Raw genomic sequence first — 24,361 nt, 5'->3', positions numbered from 1 at the left:
GTTCTCTCTGGGCCGTGGATTCTACTGAAATTATGGCTGAGGTGAAAGCAGCGGGATCGACAGGTATTAAAAGAAAAGATCTTAATTCTTTGTATGATCTTTCTGTTAGATCTCTTATTAGGATCGCCATCTCTTGTGGATATCTGCGAAAAGCACAGGATAAACAAGTGCGTAGCGAGGATCGTTACCTGTTAATGATCGGTGATCCTGATCCGTATAAGCTGGGATCAAAAGAGGACTTTATCCACAGCTCATAAAGTAAACTCCCGTTGTTCTTTGGATAACTACCGGTTATACGCAACTAAACAGGGTAGTTATCCACAAAATAAAAGACCAGATCCGGGGAAAAACAGTATCTTCTGCTGGGGATCGTCGTGATTTCCCGATCCCTGACCGGCTCAGATCGCGTCTTTCCAGGTCATCACCCACTCTTCAGCCGGATCTTCGGGGATCTCATGTTGCAGAATATCAATTTCCAGCCTTTCGCCGATGCGCTGTGCGCCACAGGTAATTAACAGAGCGTCAAGATTGCGTATCGCACCACAAAACAGATCGTATTCATGGTTGCCGATGCCGACTGCGCCAAAACGCACGGCTGACAGATCGGGACGGCTTTCATCAATGGCGTCATAAAAAGGTTGCAGATTATCAGGCAACTCTCCGGCTCCGTGGGTAGAACTCACGACCAGCCAGATCCCCTGCAGGGGCACATCATGAAGCTCAGGACCGTGTAGCATCTGCGTTGAGAAGCCCGCTTCCTGCAGTTTTTCTTCGAGATGTTCAGCAACGTATTCGGCGCTGCCTAAGGTGCTGCCACTGATTAACGTAATGTCGGCCATCGTGCTCTCCTGAGATCAAGGTGAGCATTGTACGCTGTGATCAAGCGGTGATCCACCTGTGGAAAACAAGGTTATTAGTTTTGACAAGGGCGATACAGCCGTTGTCAGGCGGCCGATCGTTAAAGGATAAAATTGTGCACAAGCGGGTGGAAAGATCAGGGCTTGATGGTTCGCATGATGGGGTTCTGCAGGGAGATCAGGGTTTCTGTTGACTGGATTTCATCAATTGTCTGGATCTTGTTAATTAATACCTGCTGGAGAGCATCGATAGATCGACACATGACTTTAATAAAAATACTGTAATGCCCGGTGGTATACCAGGCTTCAACGACTTCATCCAGCGCGTCCAGTTTACTCAGCGCCGCCGGGTAATCACGGGCGCTTTTGAGAATAATGCCGATAAAACAACAGACATCAAAGCCCAACTGGCGGGGATCGATCTCAACCCGCGTTCCCAGAATAATGCCTGCCTGCTTCATTTTTTCGACACGGACATGAATGGTTCCCGGGCTGACGTTGAACTGTTTTGCCAGTTCGGCATACGCGGTGCGTGCATTTTCCAGTAGTGCATTCAGGATCCCCCGGTCAAGGTTATCCAGTTGCAGATGTTCGGGCATGATCGTCCTCGTTATCGTTTTTCTTCAATGAACTGAGGAGAATGTGCAGCAAAATAACGTAACTGGCAACACACCGGCAGCGGCATAAGCCGCTGCCGGTTGCCTTAACGTTTACGCCACAGAGTGACCTGCGCGAGCGTATGCTGGAATTTACGCGCCGTTTCACGGATGACGAATGGCATATCCTGTGGTGAACCTATTTGCTCAAAGTCGGCGGCCAGCAACCGTTGCAGTGCCTGCAGGGTGGTCAGGGCTTCTCCATTTTCACGTACGCCGCCCAGCCAGTTTTCCTTCGGGGTAAAGGCTTCAAGCCACGTGTAAGGTGACGACAGCACTAAGATCCCACCAGAACGCAACATGGGCGTGACGTCCTGAAGAAAACGTGCCGGCTGACGCAGGCGATCGATCAGGTTCGAGGCCAGGACCAGATCGTAACGTGCTGGCTGAGGTTTCATGTTACAGGCATCGCCCTGAACAAACTGAATGCGCTTCGCCTGCTCACTGGTGATAGCAAAGTCCTTAAGTCGTACCTGACGGTATTCCACCAGATCGCCTTCTTCAGGCACCACGTAGCGGAAATCTTCGCCAGTGGTGAGCTGGAGCGCCACATCAATAAAGCGGGCCGAATAATCCATGCCGGTGACATGCTCAAAGTGGCGGGCCAGTTCGAAGCTTGCCCGGCCCGTGGCGCAGCCAATATCCAGCGCCTCTCCCCGATTCTGGCTGTGCGACAGCGCCAGTTTGACCAGGGCTTCTGCATAGTTATCGACGCCGAAATAGCGAGGGCCATACTGGAAATCGAGGTACTGAGAAACCATGCTGTCGGTTTCATAGGGGTTTAAGGCCATGGTTTCCTGGTGGGAAGAAATCACATAGCGAAAACCCGCATGCTGGAAAAAGTGACGGCGGAAGGCATAACGCGATGATTTGATCGCCTCATTGCCGGTGGAAATCCAGCTTCCACCTTTTATAAGTGAGTGCTTACCGTCAAAGGTGGGCGTTGAGAAATCGTCATAGAGCGGATGGACTTTAAAGCCTTCAAAGCCATTGGTTGGGGTGGTTGTCCATTGCCAGACGTTACCCACGATGTCGTAGAACTCGCCCTGCGGGAACCGATCGACCGGGCAGGAAGAGGCCCAGTAAGCCAGATTAATATTGCCTGGCGCCTGCTGCCAGTCTGGCTGATCGCCTTCGACCTGTTCGCGCAGTTGATACCATTCCGCCTCACAGGGTAGCTGGACTGACTTACCGGTTTCTTCCGCTTTCCAGCGACAGAAGGCCGCGGCCTCCAACTGATTGACCTCAGCAGGCCAGTCCCACGGCATGGGTACCTCTTCACACATCAGTCGGAGTTTCAGCTGATCGGGCATCGAAGCGTTACCCACCCAGAAGGTGGGCATTTCTGCCTGTGCAAACTGGCGCCAGCCCAGGCCTTCTTCATCCCACCAGCGGGATTCCTGATAGCCACCAGCCTGCACAAATTCATAAAACTCTGCGTTACTGACCAGCATTTTGCTGGCCTTGAAAGGCTTTAGCTCAACCTGCTGAGTACCGTACTCGTTGTCCCAGCCATAGGTATCATCGGTTTTACCAAGCGTGATGTGGCCACCGGGCAGGGAGACCAGTGCGTTGGTGGGCACCAACTGACGATCGCGGCGCGCTTCCGCGCAGGCTGGCCACTGCGGTTGAGGTTTCACCCATTCGACCGGCAGCTGACGGATCAGCACGCTGGAGGTTTCCAGGTGAATTCGCTCATGCTCAATCCCCATCAGGATCACCCAGGCCGGGCTGTCCCATGTGATGGGCAGTTCAAGCGGCATCTCCTGAATAAATTGTGTCACTAAGGCTTTTACGTTACCGCGATAGTCGCGAACGGCTTCTACAGAAGGCCAGTCGTAGTGGTTGTCGTTGAGATCATCCCAGCTCATTTCGTCCACGCCAATAGCCAGCATGGCTTCGATGCGATCGTCAATGCGGTCATCGATATAACGTCCAGCCATTAACTTGTTAATGTAGAACGTGGCGGTGTGGCCAAAGTAGAAGATCAGCGGATGGCGCAGGGGAATCGCTTTCGTAAACCATGCGCGCTGATCGTTGAGGCAGGTAAAGAGATCTTCGTACAGCGCCCATGTCTGACTAAAGTAAGCCAGCAGCTCGGCACGTTTTTGTTCGACATTTTGGCCAGAGAGCATCAGCGTCCGGGTTGGCGCAGGTAAATCGCGATGGGGTTGAACGGTGTTCACAGGACACTCCTGATTGCTGAATAAGTAATTGCAGATATTTACTATAAAGCAAAATGGAATTTCTGCTGTCTCGCTTAGCGCCGCCAGTGACGTAAAATGCGGCTTTTTAAGCCGGTATCGAAACGCCAGATATGATCGAAGATGCGCATTATTCCGGGTTTACCGTGCGTGGACATGGCGACGGCGTGGAAGCGCTGCTGCTGTTGCTGCTGGCGATGTTTAACGCTGCGTACCACCTCTTCCGGCAGGCGCTGCGCAATAAAGTCTGACACGATGACGGCATCGGCATCCTGCCACAACGGGCCTTCCATCCGTTTGACCACCGCGGAAAGACAGGCTGCGAGGTCGGTTCCGCCACGGAAACGTTGGCTGAGAAAACGGATGGCCTGCTCCAGCCCGTCATCGCCCGTTAATTCGTAACCAATTACGTCATGAGCGAATAACATGATGTAACAGCGACGGCGATCGGCCAGTGCCACTTTGAGAAGGGCCAGACAAAAGGCTTTTGCACAACGTTCATTGAACCCTCCCATTGACCCTGAGGTATCGACACAAACGATAAACGGGCCACGAGGCTGTTCTTCATGCTGCTGGTGGCTGACGGGACGTTGAGTGATTTTTTCATGCCAGGCATCGCCCTGAAGTTTGTAAGTAAGCAGTCGCTTCTCTACCAGCCTGCGGTAAAACTCAAGTTCAAGCTCGCTGACGCTCAATGCTGCCAGTTCAGGTGGCAGCAAGCGTAATACGTCATCACTTTGATGAATACCGCTGACTTCTTCCGGTACGGCATCCGGTTCGCGCACCAGATGATGAAAAGCTTCCATCGGCGCATCCTGGGAGGGAACCGATTTTGCCTCACGACTCCGCCCCAGTTGCTGGGCCAGCTTCATTAATTCGGGCTGCTGTGCAAGGAACTCGCCGTATTGCAGCATCAACTGGTAATCGCCATGCTGAAGCGGCGCTTTGCCCATATCCCATAACCGTCCGGCTGCCGCTTCGTCATCGTCTGCCAGCACAGGTGCCAGTTGCCCGCTCAGGGCCATACGTTGCTGTAACTCCGCCATCAGACGTTCGCGCTGCTGCTCAAGAAGTTGCTCATTAAGCGTTAACGTTTGCAGCGTAAGGCTGAGCCGCCAGCGTTGCAGGAACAGCGTATGCTGGGCAGTGCTGAGATGGCCGGGATCGTTATGAAGAAGCAGTCGTTTTGCTTCTTCCTGGAAGGGGGATGCCAGGCGTTCAAGGTGAGAAAGGGTTTCATCAAGCTGCTGGCTGAATTCACGATCGCTGAGTAACTGAATACGCTGGAATAACTGAAACTCTTCCGCCAGTGCTTCCGGGACCGGCGTGGCTTTGAGTTCGGCATCAATTTCTGCCTTCCAGCGAGGAACATCCCGTAACAGCGCCTTTTTCATGCCGGGAAATTTTTCAAAGAACAGGGCCAGCTGTGGAGACGCGAGGAGTGCCAGAATTAACTCTTCAATCAGCTCGGTCTCGCCGATTGACAGCAGGGTACTCAGCGTCTCCAGTGAGATCATTTACGCGCCTGTTTAAGTTGTTCCGCAACGTCCTGCAGGCTGGTTTCGACGCGAGCCAGCCAGTCATCACTGATAAACAGGCAACGCTGTTGCTGACTGAACAGGTGGCGTTGTTGACGCAGCTGGTTGTCGAGTTCATCCAGCGCTTCACTGATTTCTTCCGGCAACGCCTCACTGCTGCTGCTGCCGGGCAGTGTCAGTCTTGCCGTTTGTAAGCTGACATCGCGAACCGCCAGGCAATGCTGCGCATCCACCAGCATATCCACCGTTTGAGCAAATCCAATACCGTTTAATTTGCCGCGAATATCGCCGCCTTTCTGTAACCAGTGGTTCAGGGCTTCACGCTCAATAACCAGATGCGTGACCTGCATATCATGCAGCGTGAGCGGCTTTTGCAGCATCAGCGTTAACTGCGCGTCGGTAAGGCTTTCGGGCATGTCGTAATGCGGTTTACGACTGAACATGCCGCTGTGCTTCTCAAGCGTAATGGCGGCAGCCACGCTTTGCTGCTGTTGCAGGGCCAGACGTCGGGCTTTCAGTTGCTGCAACCTGAGCAACATCGCCTGCTGTTGCCAGGCATGTTGAGTCATGAGCTGATCGATTTCACGATCCAGAAGCTGCATGGATGCAACGTCATGCCACAAACAGTCTTTTAATAAGATCAGATCCAGTGGCGCAATGGTGTTTCGCCCACTGTAAAAGGCGCTGGCTTGCAACAGATGTATGGCCTTTTTCCAGCGGCGATCGGAGATGTAAGGCGCCTCGGGTAGCTTTTCCAGCTGCTGGCGTAACTGATAGATCAGTTCAAACACGTTATCGGGCAGGGTGACCTGGCTGATGCCTTGCTGCCATCGCACATACTCTTCGTCGCTGATGCGCAGCGATTCGGCGACCGGGTTGTCATTTTCATCCTGATGATGGGTCAGCATGCTGCGGAAGTTCTGCTTTTCATGCACGTTATCCAGCCACAGGCGAATTAACATGCGGTCATACAGGGCTTCGAGCCCGCTATCGGCTTCCGGCAACTCATTGGAGGCCGTGACCAGCAGGCGCATCGGAATTTTTTCTTCGCTATCGCCATTTCGGAAACGGCGTTCGTTGATGGCGGTAAGCAGCGTGTTAAGGATTGCCGGGCCGGCTTTCCAGATCTCATCCAGAAAAACGATTTCGGCATCGGGGAGATAGCCTTTGGTCAGCCGCTGATAGCGTCCTTCATCTTTTAAAGCCTGAATAGACAGCGGACCAAAGACTTCTTCCGGAGTAGAAAAGCGGGTCATCAGATATTCGAAAGCGCGGGCATGCTGGAAGGCGCATTTCAGGCGACGGGCAATCAGGCTTTTTGCTATGCCTGGCGGACCCAGCAAAAATACGCTTTCGCCGCTGAGTGCGGCGAGCAGGCAAAGGCGAATGGCATGATGTCGCTCATACAAACCTTTTTCTAACGCATTGCTGAGACGAGAAATTCTTTCTGCCAAAAGATGGGGTTGAGCCATAATCACATCAATGTCCTTACGATCGTCGAGCCGCCGCGTTTTAGCGAACGCAATACTCTATAGGGTATGATGCGCGAAAGCGTTAATCGATGTCAGCTTTTTTGTTTCAGAAGGTTCGACAGCGCGACTTTAAATGTTAATGCAGCACCAAAAAACAGTGAATGACCATCGGTTACCCGGACGGCGGTGTAGGAATTTTTGTGAATACGTGCATACTGTGCGCTTTTTGATGGCTTGTGCGCCTCTCAGACTCCAACAAAAGATAATTTTATGAGCTCGGATAATAAGCACTCACTAGGCGGATTAACGCTGGCTGCCATTGGTGTCGTCTACGGGGATATCGGCACCAGCCCGCTTTATACCTTACGCGAATGTCTTTCGGGGCAGTTTGGCTTTGGCGTGGAGCGGGATGCGGTCTTTGGCTTTCTTTCGCTGATTTTCTGGCTGCTGGTGCTGGTGGTATCGCTGAAATATATCAGCTACGTCATGCGCGCAGACAATGCCGGAGAAGGCGGCATCTTGACGCTGATGTCCCTGGCGGGGCGACATACGGGCGGGCGAGCCACCGCAATTCTGGTGATTATGGGGCTGATTGGCGGCAGTTTTTTCTACGGCGAGGTGGTGATCACCCCGGCGGTTTCTGTCCTGTCGGCGATTGAAGGTCTGGAAATTGCGGCGCCAAGTCTCGATAGCTACATCGTGCCCATGGCCATCGCCGTCCTGACACTGTTGTTTGTCATTCAAAAACACGGGACCGGCATCGTGGGTAAACTCTTCGCGCCCGTCATGCTGTTGTGGTTTATTGTCCTGGCCGTGTTGGGTGCGCGCAGCATTCTCAATAATCCCGAAGTATTGCAGGCGCTCAATCCTTACTGGGCGCTGCACTTTTTTGTCGAATACAAGTCTGTCTCCTTCTTTGCGCTCGGCGCGGTGGTGCTCGCAATTACAGGCGTCGAAGCGCTGTATGCGGACATGGGGCACTTTGGTAAATTCCCTATCCGGCTGGCATGGTTTGTGGTGGTGCTGCCTTCGCTGGTGCTCAACTACTTTGGTCAGGGCGCGCTGTTACTGAAGCAGCCGGAAGCGATTAAAAACCCGTTCTTCCTGTTGGCTCCCGACTGGGCGCTGATCCCCATGCTGATTCTGGCGACCTTAGCCACCGTTATTGCTTCACAGGCGGTGATTTCCGGGGTCTTCTCATTAACCCGACAGGCGGTACGTCTGGGTTATTTGCCGCCAATGCGCATCGTCCATACATCGGAAAAAGAGTCGGGGCAGATCTACATCCCCGTGATTAACTGGCTGCTTTATTTCTCTGTCGTGATTGTCATCATCGGCTTTGAGCATTCGAGTAACCTGGCTGCGGCTTACGGGATTGCGGTCACGGGCACCATGGTGCTGACATCCATTCTGTGTGCGACCGTGGCGATACTGAACTGGCACTGGAATCGTTATCTGGTGGGGCTGATTTTAGTGGCGATGCTGTGCATTGATGTGTCGCTGTTCTCGGCCAACCTGATTAAAATTTTCTCCGGCGGCTGGCTGCCCCTGACGCTGGCGCTGATGATGTTTATTGTGATGACAACCTGGAAGAGTGAACGCTTTCGGTTGCTGCGCCGCATGCATGAGCACGGCAATTCCCTGGAAGCAATGATTGCTTCTCTGGAAAAGTCACCGCCTGTTCGCGTACCCGGCACTGCGGTTTACATGTCTCGCGCGCTGAACGTGATTCCTTTTGCCATGTTGCATAACCTTAAGCATAACAAGGTGCTGCATGAGCGCGTCGTGCTGTTAACGCTGCGTACCGAAGATGCGCCATACGTACACAACGTCAGGCGCGTCACCATTGAGCAGTTGTCGCCCACCTTCTGGCGCGTGGTAGCCAGTTACGGCTGGCGTGAAACGCCGAACGTTGAAGAGATTTTCCACCGCTGTGGCCTGGAAGGACTTAACTGCCGCATGATGGAGACCTCTTTCTTTATGTCCCATGAGTCGCTGATCATTGGAAAACGCCCTTGGTATTTGCGTCTGCGCGGCAAGCTGTTTATGACGTTACAACGCAATGCGCTGCGTGCGCCCGATCAGTTTGAGATCCCGCCGAATCGGGTCATCGAGCTGGGAACCCAGGTCGAGATTTAAACGGCTGTGCCTGCCTGTCAGGCACAGCGTTTCACCAGTGCAGCGTGACGCACAATCCGCCGCCGGGATGTTGACTGAAGTGCAGCGACATACCGTGCAACTGGGCAATATTGCGTACGATCGATAAACCCAGCCCACTGCCGCTTTTCTCCTGCCCCGGCGGACGCCAGAAACGTTCGCCTAAACGCTGCAACTCCGCTGCCGATAAACTGTTTCCGTTATCCTCCACCCTCAACGTATTCGGGCTGAGCACGATGTCAACGCGGCTGCCCGGCGGTGTATAGCGGATAGCGTTATCCAACAGATTTCTGATCAGCAGTGACAGCAGCAACGCGTGTCCCGAAATAACCGGATCGGCTTCAGCGTTAAGGCGCAACGTAATGTCAGCCTTATCTGCCAGTGGCAGCTGTGAAGCCAGCGTGTCCTGTGCCACCTTTTTTAACATGACGGGCTGGAACGTATTGCGAACATCCTCGGCTTCAATGCGGGAAAGGGTAAGCAGCTGATCAACCAGACGAGTGGCGCGGGTAATACCCGCATCCAGCTGTTGCAGCGCGTGAGTGCGCATCGCCTCGTCATCGGCGGCCAGTTGAATGACCTCGCTTTGCACTCGCAGTGCGGCGAGCGGGCTGCGTAATTCGTGTGCGGCATCCGAGGTAAAACGGCGTTCCCGCTGCATCATGGTATGAATACGGCTGAACAGGCCGTTCAGGGCGTCAATTAACGGTCGTACCTCTTTGGGAACGCGATCGGCCTGCAAGGGCGCATCATCGTCAGGTGCCCGCCCGGCAAGCTGGTGGCTGAGTTTCTTCAGCGGATGAAGTTCATACCACACCAGGCCCGTTAACATCAGCAACATAAAAGGTAATGAGATCAGCCAGGGCAACATGCTGGCATCGACCAGATCTTTTGCCATATCGTCACGGTATTCCCATTCCTGACCCACCACGACGCGGTAACGTTGATCGGGCGTAGTCAGCCAGACAAAACGCCAGAGATCGTCATCCCCGTTAAGCTGGCCATCCTGAAAACCTTGATGATCCGCATTAAAGGGCAGATCTTTACCATTATCACCGTCGTTGAGGACCTGTTTTCCCTCCCGGTCAAATACCGCGAAAGCCAGCGCGTCATCGTCCTGTTCGCCACGATTGTGATCCAGCAACTTTTTCGTTTTTGGCAGCGACGTGCCGTTCAGCGTCGTGAAGTCCAGGGTCAGCAGGCGCTTAGCAAGCAGCATCTGTTGCGTATCAAACAGCTCGTTAACGGTGTCACGTGTTTTATACCAGGCGCTGAGCGTGGCCGCTCCCCAACAAATGCCCAGTATCAGCACCAGACCAATGCCAAGGCGTAAAAACAAACTCATCGATCGCATTCGCTTTCCCCCAGCGTATAGCCCACGCCGTGGATGGTGCGGATAAAGCGGTTACCGAGTTTTTTACGCAGATGATGGATATGCACTTCTACCGCATTGCTCGACACTTCGGTATCCCAGGTATAGAGCTTTTCTTCGAGCTGGCTTCGCGTCAGTACCCGATCCGGATTTCGCATAAACAGCTCAAGCAGGGCCAGCTCACGGCTTTTTAACGCGATATTTTCGCCGTTTCTTTCCACGCTGAGATTACCGGGAATCAACACTACATCGCCATGACGCAGTTCGGGCTGGAGTTGCCCGTGGCGGCGGCGAATCAGTGCCTGTAAGCGTGCGGCAACTTCTGTAAGGGCAAAGGGTTTGCACAGGTAATCGTCAGCCCCCATCTGTAATCCTTCAACGCGTTGATCAAGCGCATCGCGGGCGGTAAGGATAAGAACCGGGACATCGTGCCCCTGCTGACGCCATTGACGCAATATGTCCAGCCCGTCACGCTCAGGCAGTGATAAATCGAGTACGACCGCATCCCACGGCGCCGCCGTTAATGCCTGAAAACCGGCCTCGCCAGAGACAAACCAGTCAACGCTGAATCCCAGCTTACTGAGTCCCGCTTTAATGCCGTCTCCAATCAGGCGGTCGTCTTCAATCAGTAAAATTCGCATCGCTTCTCCCTTTTAGTAAGCGATTTATACGAAGGCGAATGGGGGTTGTACAGTGAGTTTGGCTAAAAACTGCGTTTATTTTTGCCTTAAGATCCTGTTAAGAACTCTATGTTTTACTACAGTCACTACCCTAACTGCTTCATGGACAAGAGGTGACAAAATGAAAAAGTATGCTGCACTATTAGCCGTAACCATGCTGGCTTCCGCGCCGGTCTTTGCTGCACAACAAGGCGGATTTGTTGATCCAAATGCGCCAGCGCCGGCCGCACATCAGCAGCAGGGCGGTTTCAAAACCGATCAAAGCAGTGTTGTAACGGTGAAACAGGCTGAAGAGATGAAAGATGATAGCTGGATTACCGTTCGTGGCCAGCTTGAAAAGCAGATTGGTGACGAAGACTACGTGTTCCGTGATCAGACCGGCACGATGAAAGTAGAAATCGATCATAAGCGCTGGAATGGGCTGACCGTTTCACCCAAAGACCGAGTTGAACTGACCGGGGAACTGGACAAAGATTTCAACAGCATCGAGCTGGACGTCAAACAGGTCAAAAAGTTGCCCTGATTCTGCCCCAATGGACCGCCCAGGCGGTCCATTTTTCCCTTCTGATTGCCCCCTAACTCAAATTCTGGTCTGCAACAGCGAAACGTTTCGATAGCGATCACAAATTTCTTATTCAGTGGTTGAATTGTAACCTTCATTTAATACACTCCTGAAAGCGAAACGTTTCGCTCTGGAGTGGAAAAATGAAAAAAGGTCGCCTGTTAAACGCTGAACTCTCTTACGTCATCGCCCGCCTGGGCCATACGGATACATTGACGATCGCCGATGCGGGGTTGCCGATTCCGGCAGAAACGCAGCGTATCGATCTGGCACTGATACCGGGTACGCCAGGATTTATGCAGGTGGTTGAAGCGGTAACGCATGAGATGCAGGTGGAAAGCGCCTTTATCGCGGAAGAAATTAAGCAGCATAATCCGCAGCTCCATAGCGAACTGATCGCCGTGCTCGACGCATTGCAACAGCACCAGGGAAATACCATTAGTATCCACTACATCAGTCACGAACAGTTCAAACAACAAACACAGCGTAGTCAGGCGGTCATTCGCAGCGGAGAGTGTTCTCCGTTTGCGAATGTCATCCTGAGCGCAGGTGTGACCTTCTGAGGCCATTATGCAACCGTTACTGCAGCTTAAAGGCATCGAAAAATCATTTCCGGGCGTCAAAGCACTGAATGGCGCATCGTTGTCAGTCTGGCCGGGACGCGTCATGGCGCTGGTGGGGGAAAACGGCGCGGGCAAATCGACCATGATGAAAGTGCTTACCGGCATTTACAGTCGTGATGCCGGTTCACTGTTGTGGCTGGGTGAAGAAACGACGTTTAGCGGACCCAAGGCTTCTCAGGAAGCGGGCATTGGTATTATCCATCAGGAACTTAACCTGATCCCCCAGTTAACCGTCGCGGAAAACATTTTTCTTGGCCGCGAATTCGTTAATGGCCTGGGCTGCATCAACTGGAAACGGATGTATGCTGAAGCTGACGCGCTGCTAAAGCGCCTGAATTTACGTTTTAACAGCCACAAACTGGTGGGCGATTTATCCATCGGCGATCAGCAAATGGTCGAGATCGCTAAAGTGCTGAGCTTTGAGTCGAAAGTCATCATTATGGATGAGCCGACCGACGCGCTGACCGATACCGAAACCCTGTCGTTATTCCGCGTTATCAACGAGCTGAAAGCACAGGGATGCGGCATCGTCTATATCTCCCATCGCATGAAAGAGATTTTTGAGATTTGCGATGATGTCACGGTGTTCCGTGATGGTCAGTTTATTGCTGAGCGTGCCGTCAGCGATCTGAGCGAAGAAAGCCTCATTGAGATGATGGTGGGCCGTAAGCTCGAAGATCAGTATCCCCATCTGGACGAGGCGCCTGGCGACGTGCGCCTTAAAGTCGAAAACCTCAGCGGGCCTGGCGTCGATAACGTCTCGTTTACCCTGCGCAAAGGTGAAATTCTTGGCGTGTCTGGCCTGATGGGCGCTGGGCGCACCGAACTGATGAAAATCCTCTACGGTGCTGCGCCCCGCAGCGCCGGGCAGATCTGGCTGAGTGGACGTGAAGTGGTGACCCGCTCACCGCAGGATGGCCTTGCCAATGGCATCGTGTATATATCGGAGGACCGTAAGCGCGATGGCCTGGTGCTGGGCATGTCAGTCAAAGAGAACATGTCTCTGACCGCACTGCGCTACTTCAGTCACCTGGGCGGCAGGCTCAGGCACGCTGAAGAGCAGCTCGCCGTCAGCGATTTTATCCGTCTGTTTAACGTTAAAACCCCGTCAATGGAGCAGCCGATTGGCCTGCTATCCGGCGGTAATCAACAGAAAGTCGCGATTGCCCGCGGATTAATGACGCGCCCCAACGTGTTGATTCTCGATGAACCGACGCGCGGTGTTGACGTGGGGGCAAAAAAAGAGATCTATCAGCTCATTAACCAGTTTAAGGCAGAAGGGCTGAGCATTATTTTGGTGTCGTCGGAAATGCCAGAAGTTCTGGGCATGAGTGACCGTATTGTCGTGATGCATGAAGGCCGTTTAAGCGGCGAATTTACCCGTGAAGACGCTACCCAGGAAAGCCTGATGGCCGCAGCCGTTGGTAAGCAACACAGTGAGGATTTAGTTGTATGACCACCCAAACCGTTCCGTCTAACCGTCGCTGGTTCAGCAAAGCCTGGCTGCTTGAGCAAAAGTCGCTGATTGCGCTGATTGTGTTGATTGCCGTGGTCGCCAGCCAGAGCCCTAATTTCTTTACCGTGGCAAACCTGTTCAACATTTTGCAGCAGACATCGGTCAACGCCATTATGGCGGTGGGCATGACGCTGGTTATTCTGACGTCAGGTATCGATCTCTCTGTGGGATCGCTACTGGCGCTCACAGGTGCGGTGGCGGCATCGCTGGTGGGAATGGAGGTGAATGCCTTTGTTGCGGTTGCGGCCTCGCTGGCGCTGGGCGCAGCCATTGGCGCGGTGACCGGTACCATTGTCGCGCGCGGTAAGGTGCAGGCTTTTATCGCCACGCTGGTGATGATGCTGTTACTGCGCGGTGTCACCATGGTTTATACCAACGGCAGCCCTGTGAATACCGGCTTTAATGACAATGCCGATCTGTTCGGCTGGTTTGGTATTGGTCGTCCGTTGGGGATTCCTACACCCGTATGGCTGATGGTGCTGGTGTTCGTGGCGGCCTGGTACATGCTGCACCACACGCGGTTGGGCCGCTACATCTATGCACTGGGGGGGAATGAAGCCGCAACACGTCTCTCCGGTATCAACGTCAATCGGGTCAAAGTCATTGTTTATTCGCTGTCTGGCATGCTGGCGGCGCTGGCGGGTTCTATCGAAGTCGCCCGTCTTTCGTCCGCGCAGCCGACAGCCGGAACAGGCTATGAACTGGATGCGATTGCCGCCGTTGTATTAGGCGGTACCAGCCTGGCCGGAGGTAAGGGCCGGATTGTTGGCACCTTAATTGGCGCATTAATCCTTGGCTTTTTGAACAATGGTTTAAATCTGATGGGTGTATCGTCGTATTACCAGATGATCGTAAAAGCGGTAGTCATTCTGCTGGCGGTGCTGGTGGACAATAAAAGCAGCAAATAACTCAGACCTTAATACAGGATAAAATGATGAAAAAGTTAACTGCATTAGCTGTGATCCTTGGTGCAACGCTCAGCGCCAGCGCAATGGCTAAAGATACCATTGCCTTAGTTATCTCTACGCTGAACAACCCGTTCTTCGTTTCACTGAAAGACGGCGCACAGAAAGAAGCCGATAAACTGGGCTACAACCTGGTCGTGCTGGATTCACAGAACAACCCGGCAAAAGAACTGGCTAACGTTCAGGACTTAACCGTGCGCGGGACGAAAGTGCTGTTGATTAACCCGACCGATTCTGACGCTGTCGGCAACGCCATCAAAATGGCTAACCAGGCGAAGATCCCGGTGATCACCCTGGACCGCGTAGCTGCACAGGGTACGGTAGTCAGTCACGTTGCATCTGATAACCGCTTTGGCGGCAAGATGGCGGGTGACTACATCGCACGTAAACTGGGTGATAACGCGAAAGTGATCGAGTTAGAAGGCATCGCAGGGACCTCTGCTGCGCGTGAACGTGGCGAAGGTTTTAAACAGGCTGCTGACGCACATAAATTCCAGATCCTGGCCAGCCAGCCGGCAGACTTTGATCGTACCAAGGGTTTGAACGTTATGCAGAACCTGCTGCAGGCGCACCCGGATGTTCAGGCGGTGTTTGCACAGAATGACGAAATGGCACTGGGCGCGCTGCGTGCACTGCAAACTGCAGGTAAAACCGATGTGATGGTCGTCGGTTTCGATGGCACACCTGATGGCGTGAAAGCCGTTGAAGGTGGCAAGCTGGCCGCAACCGTGGCTCAGATGCCAGAGAAAATTGGCATGATCGGCGTTCAGACTGCTGATAAAGTGCTGAAAGGTGAAAAAGTGCAGGCGGTCAATCCGGTCGATCTGAAACTGGTTACCAAATAAATCAAAGAAAAGCAGGGCATTGCGCCACCCGTCGGTGGCGCACTTATTTTGGACTCCTCCAATGAGCAAAAACGCAAAACTGGCCGTTCTTGGTAGCATTAATGCTGACCACATTCTTAATCTGGCTCATTTTCCCCGCCCTGGAGAAACGGTGATCGGGCAGAAATACCAGATTGCGTTTGGCGGTAAAGGCGCGAATCAGGCGGTTGCCGCGGGTCGTGCGGGTGCGAATATCGCTTTTATAGCCTGTGTTGGCGCTGATGACATTGGCGAACGTATTTGCCAGCAGCTCGCGCAGGACAATATTGATACGCATCCAGTAGAAGCCGTCGAGGGTAAATCTACGGGGGTGGCGATGATTTTCGTGAATGGCGAAGGCGAAAATAACATTGGCATCTATTCCGGCGCCAACGCGGCATTGACGCCGCAGTATGTTGAACGTCACCAGCAGGTCATTGCCCAGGCGGATGCCTTACTGATGCAATTGGAATCGCCCCTGGACAGCGTTTTGGCTGCGGCGACGTTGGCCAGACAGCATCAGACCCGCGTGATTTTAAATCCTGCTCCGGCAACGAAACTGTCTGATGATTTGTTAGCGCTTATCGACATCATTACGCCGAATGAAACTGAAGCTGAAATTCTGACCGGTATTGCGGTAAATAATGATGATGATGCAGCACGTGCCGCCGCCGCATTGCATGAAAAAGGTATTGCTACCGTTTTGATCACCCTGGGACGCCGTGGCGTCTGGCTCAGTGAAAATGGGAAGGGACAACGTATTGCCGGCTTTGAGGTCAACGCGGTCGACACCATTGCTGCTGGCGATACCTTTAACGGTGCGTTTATCACTGCGCGCCTTGAAGGTAAGGCCATGCATGATGCCGTTCGTTTTGCCCATGCCGCCGCGGCAATTGCGGTAACCCGTTCAGGTGCGCAGCCTTCTGTACCGTGGCGTGCGGAAATCGACGACTTTTTACAGCAGCAGGGTTAAGCGCTTGGCTACGATGAAAGATGTCGCCCGACTGGCGGGTGTCTCAACTTCAACGGTTTCACACGTCATCAACAAGAACCGTTTTGTCAGTGACGGCGTGCGTGAAAAAATTGAACAGGCGATCCGCGAACTCAACTACGCGCCGTCGGCATTAGCGCGTAGCCTCAAGCTTAACCAAACCAATACCATCGGCATGCTGCTGACTGCCAGTAGCAACCCTTTTTATGCAGAAGTCGTGCGTGGGGTGGAAGACAGTTGCTATGAGCGGGGATACAGTCTGATTCTTTGTAATACCGCTGGCGACGAAGCGCGCATGAATCGTAGCCTGGAAACGCTGCTGCAAAAGCGCGTTGATGGCTTGCTTATCATGTGTACCGAGAGTCATCTGCCTTCGGCCGAAATCCTTAATCGTTATCCTTCTATCCCAACGGTGATGATGGACTGGGCACCTTTTGAAGGCCATGGCGATATTATTCAGGATAACGCGTTGTTAGGGGGAGAGCTGGCCACGCAGCACCTAATTGACAGTGGCTACTCGCGTATTGCCTGTATTTCTGGGCCGCTTGATAAAACACCTGCACGCATGCGACTGGAAGGTTATTACCAGGCGATGCAGAAAAGCGGTCTGCATGTTCCGCCAGAATATGTTGTCAGTGGCGACTTTGAGTTTTCAGGCGGCTACAACGCGATGTTTGAATTGCTGGCGCTGGAAACGCCGCCGCATGCTGTTTTTACCAGCAACGACGCGATGGCGGTTGGCGTTTATCACGCATTGCATCAGGCCGGACTGCAGATTCCACAGGATATGGCGGTGATGGGATATGACGATATTGAACTGGCACGCTATATGTCACCGCCGCTGAGTACTATTCATCAACCTAAAGATGAACTGGGCGAACTGGCGATAGATACGCTGATTCACCGTCTGAGCAATCCCGACGTCAGCCAGCAAACACTGGTACTGACGCCGGAGCTGGTGCCGCGAGGCTCGGTTTAAGCCTTTTTCTTTTTATCGCGATTGCTGATCAGGTTACGTCCATCACCATTGCGCAACATCATAAATGTTAGCGCCGACAGCACGGTTACGATGCCCATCGTCAGGAAGGTGGAATGGAACTGTTCTACCGTCGTGCTATCAAACTCCTGATAAAAACGCAGTACAGCAGCGCTGACCGCTACACCGAAACTGATCGCCAGTTGTTGTGTCACGGCTAGCACGCTATTGCCGCCACTGGCGTTGTCGTCATCTAAATCAGCCAACGTAATGGTATTCATCGCCGTAAACTGGGTGGACATCGCCATACCCAGCAGAAAGAGCGGTATCAATAACAATGCGATGCTTTCAGAAGGTGACTGCAGTGAAAAGCTGGCAATCATGAACCCGATAATCACCGTAATGCTGACCAGCAAGCGGCGGTAACCAAACCAGCGCAGCAGCTGCGTCACGCTTTGTTTTGCCAGAATAGATCCTACGGCCGTGGGCGCCATCATGCATCCCGCCAGAATAGCCGAGTAACCGAAACCCACCTGAAGCATCAGCGGCATCAAAAACGGCACACAGCCTGTACCAAGCCGCGAGGCGATATTGCCAATGATACCTACCGAGAAGGTGCGGGTCTTAAACATCGGCAGATTAATAAGGGGAGAGGGGTGACGTCGGGCGTGCGCAATATAAAGAAGCAATAACACAACACCGCCACACAATACCCCGGCCGCAATCCAGGGCGAGACGATACGCTCACCAAACAGCTCTATCCCGGTGGAGATCATCACCAACCCGATGCCGAAGAGTAAAAAGCCCAGAAAGTCGAAGCGGCGTTTAGGCGTAGTAAAGTCAGGCATATATTTACGCGCATAGAATATGCCCAGTATGCCAATAGGGATGTTAATCAGGAATATCCAGTGCCAGGTGGCATACGTCACCATTACACCGCCCAACAGCGGCCCCAGGATCGGCCCCACTAACCCCGGCATCGTCACAAAGTTAAGGATGGGTAAGAGTTCACTGCGCGGATAGGCGCGCAAGAGTGCCAGGCGCGCTACCGGCATCATCATGGCACCACCAACGCCCTGAATGACACGGGAGGTAACCAGAACAGATAAAGAAGGCGACAAGGCGCAGGCTAACGAGCCAAGGGTAAAGAGCGAAACGGCAATCATGAAGATTTTGCGTGTGCCGTAACGATCTGCAAGCCAGCCGCTGACGGGGATAAGCATGGCAACGGTTAAGGTGTAGCTGATGACGGCGGACTGCATGGCAAGCGGGGAACGGTCAAGACTGGTGGCGATCGCGGGCAGGGCTGTGTTCAATATCGTGGCATCCAGTGACTGCATAAAGAATGCCATAGCGGCAATCCATGGCAGACCGGCCATACTGCGCGCGGATTTAATCATTGAGCGTCCTTCGTAATGTTTTCAGCAAAGATAATGAAGAAGAATAGCATTGGCAGAAATGCACAATACGCCTCTTTCAAAGACTACGTGGTGATTTCCGTGCGTTGTTTAGGCAGGAAGTGGTGCTTTTTACCTCGTTCGTTTAAAAATAAACCGCTCAGACATTTTTTTATAATTAATGCTTGTCACTCAGAAAGAACTCCCTATAATGCGCCTCCACTGACACGGCACAACGGCTTACGTAACGCGGTGTTCAGCAGGAGGCTCCCAGGAGTTTCCGCCGGAGAAAAACTTCTGAAAAAGAGGTTGACTCTGAAGGAGGAAAGCGTAATATACGCCACCTCGCGACAGACGGTTAACCCGCTGTTCGCACTGCTCTTTAACAATTTATCAGACAATCTGTGTGGGCACTCGCAGGATTGATATCAGCGTCTCCGGACGTAAAAAATATCAAAGCCTCACGAGTGAACACATAATGAAATTCATTATGACGTTTTACAGATGAGCACCGCTGGACTTGTTTCAGCAAATCAAACTTAAATTGAAGAGTTTGATCATGGCTCAGATTGAACGCTGGCGGCAGGCCTAACACATGCAAGTCGGACGGTAGCACAGAGGAGCTTGCTCCTCGGGTGACGAGTGGCGGACGGGTGAGTAATGTCTGGGGATCTGCCCGATAGAGGGGGATAACCACTGGAAACGGTGGCTAATACCGCATAACGTCGCAAGACCAAAGAGGGGGACCTTCGGGCCTCTCACTATCGGATGAACCCAGATGGGATTAGCTAGTAGGCGGGGTAACGGCCCACCTAGGCGACGATCCCTAGCTGGTCTGAGAGGATGACCAGCCACACTGGAACTGAGACACGGTCCAGACTCCTACGGGAGGCAGCAGTGGGGAATATTGCACAATGGGCGCAAGCCTGATGCAGCCATGCCGCGTGTATGAAGAAGGCCTTCGGGTTGTAAAGTACTTTCAGCGGGGAGGAAGGCGATGTGGTTAATAACCGCGTCGATTGACGTTACCCGCAGAAGAAGCACCGGCTAACTCCGTGCCAGCAGCCGCGGTAATACGGAGGGTGCAAGCGTTAATCGGAATTACTGGGCGTAAAGCGCACGCAGGCGGTCTGTTAAGTCAGATGTGAAATCCCCGGGCTTAACCTGGGAACTGCATTTGAAACTGGCAGGCTTGAGTCTCGTAGAGGGGGGTAGAATTCCAGGTGTAGCGGTGAAATGCGTAGAGATCTGGAGGAATACCGGTGGCGAAGGCGGCCCCCTGGACGAAGACTGACGCTCAGGTGCGAAAGCGTGGGGAGCAAACAGGATTAGATACCCTGGTAGTCCACGCCGTAAACGATGTCGACTTGGAGGTTGTTCCCTTGAGGAGTGGCTTCCGGAGCTAACGCGTTAAGTCGACCGCCTGGGGAGTACGGCCGCAAGGTTAAAACTCAAATGAATTGACGGGGGCCCGCACAAGCGGTGGAGCATGTGGTTTAATTCGATGCAACGCGAAGAACCTTACCTACTCTTGACATCCAGAGAACTTAGCAGAGATGCTTTGGTGCCTTCGGGAACTCTGAGACAGGTGCTGCATGGCTGTCGTCAGCTCGTGTTGTGAAATGTTGGGTTAAGTCCCGCAACGAGCGCAACCCTTATCCTTTGTTGCCAGCGATTCGGTCGGGAACTCAAAGGAGACTGCCGGTGATAAACCGGAGGAAGGTGGGGATGACGTCAAGTCATCATGGCCCTTACGAGTAGGGCTACACACGTGCTACAATGGCGCATACAAAGAGAAGCGACCTCGCGAGAGCAAGCGGACCTCATAAAGTGCGTCGTAGTCCGGATCGGAGTCTGCAACTCGACTCCGTGAAGTCGGAATCGCTAGTAATCGTGGATCAGAATGCCACGGTGAATACGTTCCCGGGCCTTGTACACACCGCCCGTCACACCATGGGAGTGGGTTGCAAAAGAAGTAGGTAGCTTAACCTTCGGGAGGGCGCTTACCACTTTGTGATTCATGACTGGGGTGAAGTCGTAACAAGGTAACCGTAGGGGAACCTGCGGTTGGATCACCTCCTTACCTGAAGATACCTTCCCGCGAAGTGCTCACACAGATTGTCTGATAGAAAGATAAAGAAGCAAGACGGCTGCGAAGTCGAGACACGTCAGTGTCCCCTTCGTCTAGCGGTTAGGACTCCGCCCTTTCACGGCGGCAACAGGGGTTCGAATCCCCTAGGGGACGCCACTTGCTTGGTGACAGGTGAAAGGTGTCTCCACGAAGTATCTCAAAACTGGCCTCAGGGTCACGTTTGAGATATTTGCTCTTTAACAATCCGGAACAAGCTGAAAATTTGAAACGACGCATTGTCGTGTTCCTCCGTAATAAGGAACACAGTACAACGCGTTCGAGTCTCTCAAAAGCTTACAGCTTACAAGCTAACTGTGAAGCCGTTACGGTGAAACAGATAAACGCCTGTGGGTTGTGAGGTTAAGCGACTAAGCGTACACGGTGGATGCCCTGGCAGTCAGAGGCGATGAAGGGCGTGCTAATCTGCGATAAGCGCCGGTAAGGTGATATGAACCGCTACAACCGGCGATACCCGAATGGGGAAACCCAGTGTGACTCGTCACACTATCATGCAGTGAATACATAGCTGTATGAGGCGAACCGGGGGAACTGAAACATCTAAGTACCCCGAGGAAAAGAAATCAACCGAGATTCCCCCAGTAGCGGCGAGCGAACGGGGAGGAGCCCAGAACCATCATCAGCTTGTGCATCAGTGGAAGCGTCTGGAAAGTCGCAGGGTACAGGGTGATACTCCCGTACACAAAGGTGCACAGGCTGTGAGTTCGATGAGTAAGGCGGGACACGTGGTATCCTGTCTGAATATGGGGGGACCATCCTCCAAGGCTAAATACTCCTGACTGACCGATAGTGAACCAGTACCGTGAGGGAAAGGCGAAAAGAACCCCGGCGAGGGGAGTGAAACAGAACCTGAAACCGTGTACGTACAAGCAGTGGGAGCCTTCTTTATGGGGGTGACTGCGTACCTTTTGTATAATGGGTCAGCGACTTATATTCTGTAGCAAGGTTAACCGTATAGGGGAGCCGCAGGGAAACCGAGTCTTAACTGGGCGTTAAGTTGCAGGGTATAGACCCGAAACCCGGTGATCTAGCCATGGGCAGGTTGAAGGTTGGGTAACACTAACTGGAGGACCGAACCGACTAATGTTGAAAAATTAGCGGATGACCTGTGGCTGGGGGTGAAAGGCCAATCAAACCGGGAGATAGCTGGTTCTCCCCGAAAGCTATTTAGGTAGCGCCTCGTGAATTCATCTCCGGGGGTAGAGCACTGTTTCGGCTAGGGGGCCATCCCGGCTTACCAACCCGATGCAAACTGCGAATACCGGAGAATGTTATCACGGGAGACACACGGCGGGTGCTAACGTCCGTCGTGAAGAGGGAAACAACCCAGACCGCCAGCTAAGGTCCCAAAGTCATGGTTAAGTGGGAAACGATGTGGGAAGGCCCAGACAGCCAGGATGTTGGCTTAGAAGCAGCCATCATTTAAAGAAAGCGTAATAGCTCACTGGTCGAGTCGGCCTGCGCGGAAGATGTAACGGGGCTAAACCATGCACCGAAGCTGCGGCAGCGACGCTTATGCGTTGTTGGGTAGGGGAGCGTTCTGTAAGCCGTCGAAGGTGTGCTGTGAGGCATGCTGGAGGTATCAGAAGTGCGAATGCTGACATAAGTAACGATAAACAAGGTGAAAAACCTTGTCGCCGGAAGACCAAGGGTTCCTGTTCAACGTTAATCGGAGCAGGGTGAGTCGACCCCTAAGGCGAGGCCGAAAGGCGTAGTCGATGGGAAACAGGTTAATATTCCTGTACTTGGTGTTACTGCGAAGGGGGGACGGAGAAGGCTATATCGGCCGGGCGACGGTTGTCCCGGTTTAAGCGTGTAGGTGTGTGTTCCAGGCAAATCCGGTTCACTTTACACTGAGGCGTGACGACGAGGCACTACGGTGCTGAAGTGATAAATGCCCTGCTTCCAGGAAAAGCCTCTAAGCATCAGGTAACACAAAATCGTACCCCAAACCGACACAGGTGGTCAGGTAGAGAATACCAAGGCGCTTGAGAGAACTCGGGTGAAGGAACTAGGCAAAATGGTGCCGTAACTTCGGGAGAAGGCACGCTGGCGCGTAGGTGAAGGGACTTGCTCCCGGAGCTGAAGCCAGTCGAAGATACCAGCTGGCTGCAACTGTTTATTAAAAACACAGCACTGTGCAAACACGAAAGTGGACGTATACGGTGTGACGCCTGCCCGGTGCCGGAAGGTTAATTGATGGGGTTATCCGCAAGGAGAAGCTCTTGATCGAAGCCCCGGTAAACGGCGGCCGTAACTATAACGGTCCTAAGGTAGCGAAATTCCTTGTCGGGTAAGTTCCGACCTGCACGAATGGCGTAATGATGGCCAGGCTGTCTCCACCCGAGACTCAGTGAAATTGAAATCGCTGTGAAGATGCAGTGTACCCGCGGCAAGACGGAAAGACCCCGTGAACCTTTACTACAGCTTGACACTGAACACTGAGCCTTGATGTGTAGGATAGGTGGGAGGCTTTGAAGCGTGGACGCCAGTCTGCGTGGAGCCGACCTTGAAATACCACCCTTTAATGTTTGGTGTTCTAACGTAGGCCCGTAATCCGGGCTGCGGACAGTGTCTGGTGGGTAGTTTGACTGGGGCGGTCTCCTCCCAAAGCGTAACGGAGGAGCACGAAGGTTGGCTAATCCTGGTCGGACATCAGGAGGTTAGTGCAATGGCATAAGCCAGCTTGACTGCGAGAGTGACGGCTCGAGCAGGTGCGAAAGCAGGTCATAGTGATCCGGTGGTTCTGAATGGAAGGGCCATCGCTCAACGGATAAAAGGTACTCCGGGGATAACAGGCTGATACCGCCCAAGAGTTCATATCGACGGCGGTGTTTGGCACCTCGATGTCGGCTCATCACATCCTGGGGCTGAAGTAGGTCCCAAGGGTACGGCTGTTCGCCGTTTAAAGTGGTACGCGAGCTGGGTTTAGAACGTCGTGAGACAGTTCGGTCCCTATCTGCCGTGGGCGCTGGAGAATTGAGGGGGGTTGCTCCTAGTACGAGAGGACCGGAGTGAACGCACCGCTGGTGTCCGGGTTGTCACGCCAGTGGCACTGCCCGGTAGCTAAGTGCGGAAAAGATAAGTGCTGAAAGCATCTAAGCACGAAACTTGCCCCGAGATGAGTTCTCCCTGAGCCTTTAAGGCTCCTGAAGGGACGTTGAAGACGACGACGTTGATAGGCCGGGTGTGTAAGCGCAGCGATGCGTTGAGCTTACCGGTACTAATGACCCGTGAGGCTTAACCTTACAACGCCAGAGGCGTTTTGGTAGAGAGACGACTTGAATTTTCAGCATTGTTTACCGGATAAAGAATTTAGTTCTGTTCTGCGGACGCGAGTCCGAAGGATTTTGCGCTGAGTGCAAGGCGGCAACCGAGACGGG

At 53.1% G+C, this 24,361-nt stretch carries 17 protein-coding genes, 1 tRNA gene and 2 rRNA genes; 12 read left to right on the top strand and 8 right to left on the bottom strand.

Going from position 1 to position 24,361, the window contains the following annotated elements:
• Window positions 1–32: 32 nt before the first annotated feature.
• Window positions 33–257 carry a hypothetical protein gene (locus tag NYE92_RS14685; RefSeq protein WP_133242604.1) on the top strand — a complete coding sequence of 75 codons (225 nt, stop codon included), beginning with the start codon at window positions 33–35 and terminating at the stop codon, window positions 255–257.
• A gap of 141 nt (window positions 258–398) precedes the next feature.
• Here the strand turns inward: NYE92_RS14685 and mioC are convergent, their stop codons facing one another.
• The 5 genes from mioC to ravA form a co-directional block, all read right to left on the bottom strand.
• Window positions 399–839 (bottom strand): FMN-binding protein MioC, encoded by a 441-nt coding sequence (gene mioC / locus NYE92_RS14680; protein ID WP_014594931.1) that lies wholly within the window; start codon window positions 837–839, stop codon window positions 399–401.
• 155 nt (window positions 840–994) lie between these two features.
• Entirely contained in the window at window positions 995–1,456 is a 462-nt protein-coding gene (gene asnC / locus NYE92_RS14675) for a transcriptional regulator AsnC (protein ID WP_013023927.1), read from the bottom strand.
• Between the two features lie 104 nt (window positions 1,457–1,560).
• A complete protein-coding gene (ovoA, locus tag NYE92_RS14670; RefSeq protein ID WP_019104650.1) occupies window positions 1,561–3,699 on the bottom strand; it encodes a 5-histidylcysteine sulfoxide synthase in 2,139 nt (712 codons plus the stop codon).
• Window positions 3,700–3,773: 74 nt separating this feature from the next.
• Complete coding sequence (gene viaA, locus NYE92_RS14665; RefSeq protein ID WP_022623731.1) at window positions 3,774–5,234, bottom strand: ATPase RavA stimulator ViaA; 1,461 nt, start codon at window positions 5,232–5,234, stop codon at window positions 3,774–3,776.
• Window positions 5,231–6,727 carry an ATPase RavA gene (gene ravA, locus NYE92_RS14660; protein ID WP_014332973.1) on the bottom strand — a complete coding sequence of 499 codons (1,497 nt, stop codon included), beginning with the start codon at window positions 6,725–6,727 and terminating at the stop codon, window positions 5,231–5,233. The genes viaA and ravA overlap by 4 nt, the downstream gene beginning before the upstream one ends.
• A gap of 270 nt (window positions 6,728–6,997) precedes the next feature.
• On the opposite strand from ravA, the gene kup reads away from it, so the two are divergent.
• The gene (gene kup / locus NYE92_RS14655; protein WP_014332974.1) at window positions 6,998–8,866 is read left to right on the top strand and encodes a low affinity potassium transporter Kup; all 1,869 of its coding nucleotides are present in this window, start codon (window positions 6,998–7,000) and stop codon (window positions 8,864–8,866) included.
• 31 nt (window positions 8,867–8,897) lie between these two features.
• Here the strand turns inward: kup and qseC are convergent, their stop codons facing one another.
• Both qseC and qseB read right to left on the bottom strand, forming a co-directional pair.
• Entirely contained in the window at window positions 8,898–10,238 is a 1,341-nt protein-coding gene (qseC, locus tag NYE92_RS14650) for a quorum sensing histidine kinase QseC (RefSeq protein WP_104932996.1), read from the bottom strand.
• Complete coding sequence (gene qseB / locus NYE92_RS14645; RefSeq protein ID WP_014332976.1) at window positions 10,226–10,897, bottom strand: quorum sensing response regulator transcription factor QseB; 672 nt, start codon at window positions 10,895–10,897, stop codon at window positions 10,226–10,228. Before qseB ends, qseC begins: the two co-directional genes overlap by 13 nt.
• Before the next feature lie 160 nt (window positions 10,898–11,057).
• Between qseB and NYE92_RS14640 the strand changes: the two genes are divergently transcribed.
• The 7 genes from NYE92_RS14640 (at window position 11,058) to rbsR (ending at window position 17,435) form a co-directional block, all read left to right on the top strand.
• Window positions 11,058–11,459, top strand: a complete 402-nt coding sequence (locus NYE92_RS14640) for a YgiW/YdeI family stress tolerance OB fold protein (RefSeq protein ID WP_019104646.1) — start codon at window positions 11,058–11,060, stop codon at window positions 11,457–11,459.
• Window positions 11,460–11,641: 182 nt separating this feature from the next.
• Entirely contained in the window at window positions 11,642–12,061 is a 420-nt protein-coding gene (gene rbsD, locus NYE92_RS14635) for a D-ribose pyranase (RefSeq protein ID WP_014594925.1), read from the top strand.
• 7 nt (window positions 12,062–12,068) lie between these two features.
• Complete coding sequence (gene rbsA / locus NYE92_RS14630) at window positions 12,069–13,577, top strand: ribose ABC transporter ATP-binding protein RbsA (protein ID WP_013023917.1); 1,509 nt, start codon at window positions 12,069–12,071, stop codon at window positions 13,575–13,577.
• Window positions 13,574–14,545 carry a ribose ABC transporter permease gene (gene rbsC, locus NYE92_RS14625; protein ID WP_013023916.1) on the top strand — a complete coding sequence of 324 codons (972 nt, stop codon included), beginning with the start codon at window positions 13,574–13,576 and terminating at the stop codon, window positions 14,543–14,545. Before rbsA ends, rbsC begins: the two co-directional genes overlap by 4 nt.
• 26 nt (window positions 14,546–14,571) lie before the next feature.
• Complete coding sequence (gene rbsB, locus NYE92_RS14620; protein WP_026020887.1) at window positions 14,572–15,447, top strand: ribose ABC transporter substrate-binding protein RbsB; 876 nt, start codon at window positions 14,572–14,574, stop codon at window positions 15,445–15,447.
• Window positions 15,448–15,508: 61 nt separating this feature from the next.
• Window positions 15,509–16,438, top strand: coding sequence for a ribokinase (gene rbsK / locus NYE92_RS14615; protein ID WP_259019106.1), 930 nt, complete (start codon window positions 15,509–15,511; stop codon window positions 16,436–16,438).
• Between the two features lie 13 nt (window positions 16,439–16,451).
• Window positions 16,452–17,435 carry a ribose operon transcriptional repressor RbsR gene (gene rbsR, locus NYE92_RS14610; protein WP_014604728.1) on the top strand — a complete coding sequence of 328 codons (984 nt, stop codon included), beginning with the start codon at window positions 16,452–16,454 and terminating at the stop codon, window positions 17,433–17,435.
• On the opposite strand, the gene mdtD is transcribed toward rbsR, so the two are convergent.
• Entirely contained in the window at window positions 17,432–18,832 is a 1,401-nt protein-coding gene (mdtD, locus tag NYE92_RS14605; RefSeq protein ID WP_013023912.1) for a multidrug transporter subunit MdtD, read from the bottom strand. The two genes, rbsR and mdtD, sit on opposite strands and share 4 nt — an antisense overlap.
• A gap of 538 nt (window positions 18,833–19,370) precedes the next feature.
• On the opposite strand from mdtD, the gene NYE92_RS14600 reads away from it, so the two are divergent.
• The 3 genes from NYE92_RS14600 to NYE92_RS14590 all read left to right on the top strand — a co-directional run bounded on the left by NYE92_RS14600 (window position 19,371) and on the right by NYE92_RS14590 (window position 24,226).
• Window positions 19,371–20,912: ribosomal RNA gene (locus NYE92_RS14600) — 16S ribosomal RNA — on the top strand.
• Between the two features lie 90 nt (window positions 20,913–21,002).
• Window positions 21,003–21,077: transfer RNA gene (locus NYE92_RS14595), tRNA-Glu, on the top strand.
• A gap of 241 nt (window positions 21,078–21,318) precedes the next feature.
• A 23S ribosomal RNA gene (locus tag NYE92_RS14590) occupies window positions 21,319–24,226 on the top strand.
• Together the 16S and 23S rRNA genes with 1 tRNA gene alongside form the textbook arrangement of a ribosomal RNA operon.
• Window positions 24,227–24,361: the final 135 nt, after the last annotated feature.

This window comes from Pantoea sp. B566, from assembly GCF_024793925.1.
GTDB classification, from domain to species: domain Bacteria; phylum Pseudomonadota; class Gammaproteobacteria; order Enterobacterales; family Enterobacteriaceae; genus Pantoea; species Pantoea ananatis.
The sequence above is the reverse complement of the archived record's forward strand: the minus strand, read 5'-3'. Positions and strand labels throughout refer to the sequence as shown.

Coding starts and splice junctions, on each gene's coding strand:
- ravA (WP_014332973.1), bottom strand. CDS start 6,727: ATGGCTCAACCCCATCTTTTGGCAGAAAGAATTTCTCGTCTCAGCAAT.
- rbsD (WP_014594925.1), top strand. CDS start 11,642: ATGAAAAAAGGTCGCCTGTTAAACGCTGAACTCTCTTACGTCATCGCC.
- kup (WP_014332974.1), top strand. CDS start 6,998: ATGAGCTCGGATAATAAGCACTCACTAGGCGGATTAACGCTGGCTGCC.
- rbsC (WP_013023916.1), top strand. CDS start 13,574: ATGACCACCCAAACCGTTCCGTCTAACCGTCGCTGGTTCAGCAAAGCC.
- asnC (WP_013023927.1), bottom strand. CDS start 1,456: ATGCCCGAACATCTGCAACTGGATAACCTTGACCGGGGGATCCTGAAT.
- qseC (WP_104932996.1), bottom strand. CDS start 10,238: ATGCGATCGATGAGTTTGTTTTTACGCCTTGGCATTGGTCTGGTGCTG.
- NYE92_RS14640 (WP_019104646.1), top strand. CDS start 11,058: ATGAAAAAGTATGCTGCACTATTAGCCGTAACCATGCTGGCTTCCGCG.
- rbsB (WP_026020887.1), top strand. CDS start 14,572: ATGAAAAAGTTAACTGCATTAGCTGTGATCCTTGGTGCAACGCTCAGC.
- qseB (WP_014332976.1), bottom strand. CDS start 10,897: ATGCGAATTTTACTGATTGAAGACGACCGCCTGATTGGAGACGGCATT.
- NYE92_RS14685 (WP_133242604.1), top strand. CDS start 33: ATGGCTGAGGTGAAAGCAGCGGGATCGACAGGTATTAAAAGAAAAGAT.
- viaA (WP_022623731.1), bottom strand. CDS start 5,234: ATGATCTCACTGGAGACGCTGAGTACCCTGCTGTCAATCGGCGAGACC.
- rbsA (WP_013023917.1), top strand. CDS start 12,069: ATGCAACCGTTACTGCAGCTTAAAGGCATCGAAAAATCATTTCCGGGC.
- mdtD (WP_013023912.1), bottom strand. CDS start 18,832: ATGATTAAATCCGCGCGCAGTATGGCCGGTCTGCCATGGATTGCCGCT.
- rbsR (WP_014604728.1), top strand. CDS start 16,452: ATGAAAGATGTCGCCCGACTGGCGGGTGTCTCAACTTCAACGGTTTCA.
- mioC (WP_014594931.1), bottom strand. CDS start 839: ATGGCCGACATTACGTTAATCAGTGGCAGCACCTTAGGCAGCGCCGAA.
- rbsK (WP_259019106.1), top strand. CDS start 15,509: ATGAGCAAAAACGCAAAACTGGCCGTTCTTGGTAGCATTAATGCTGAC.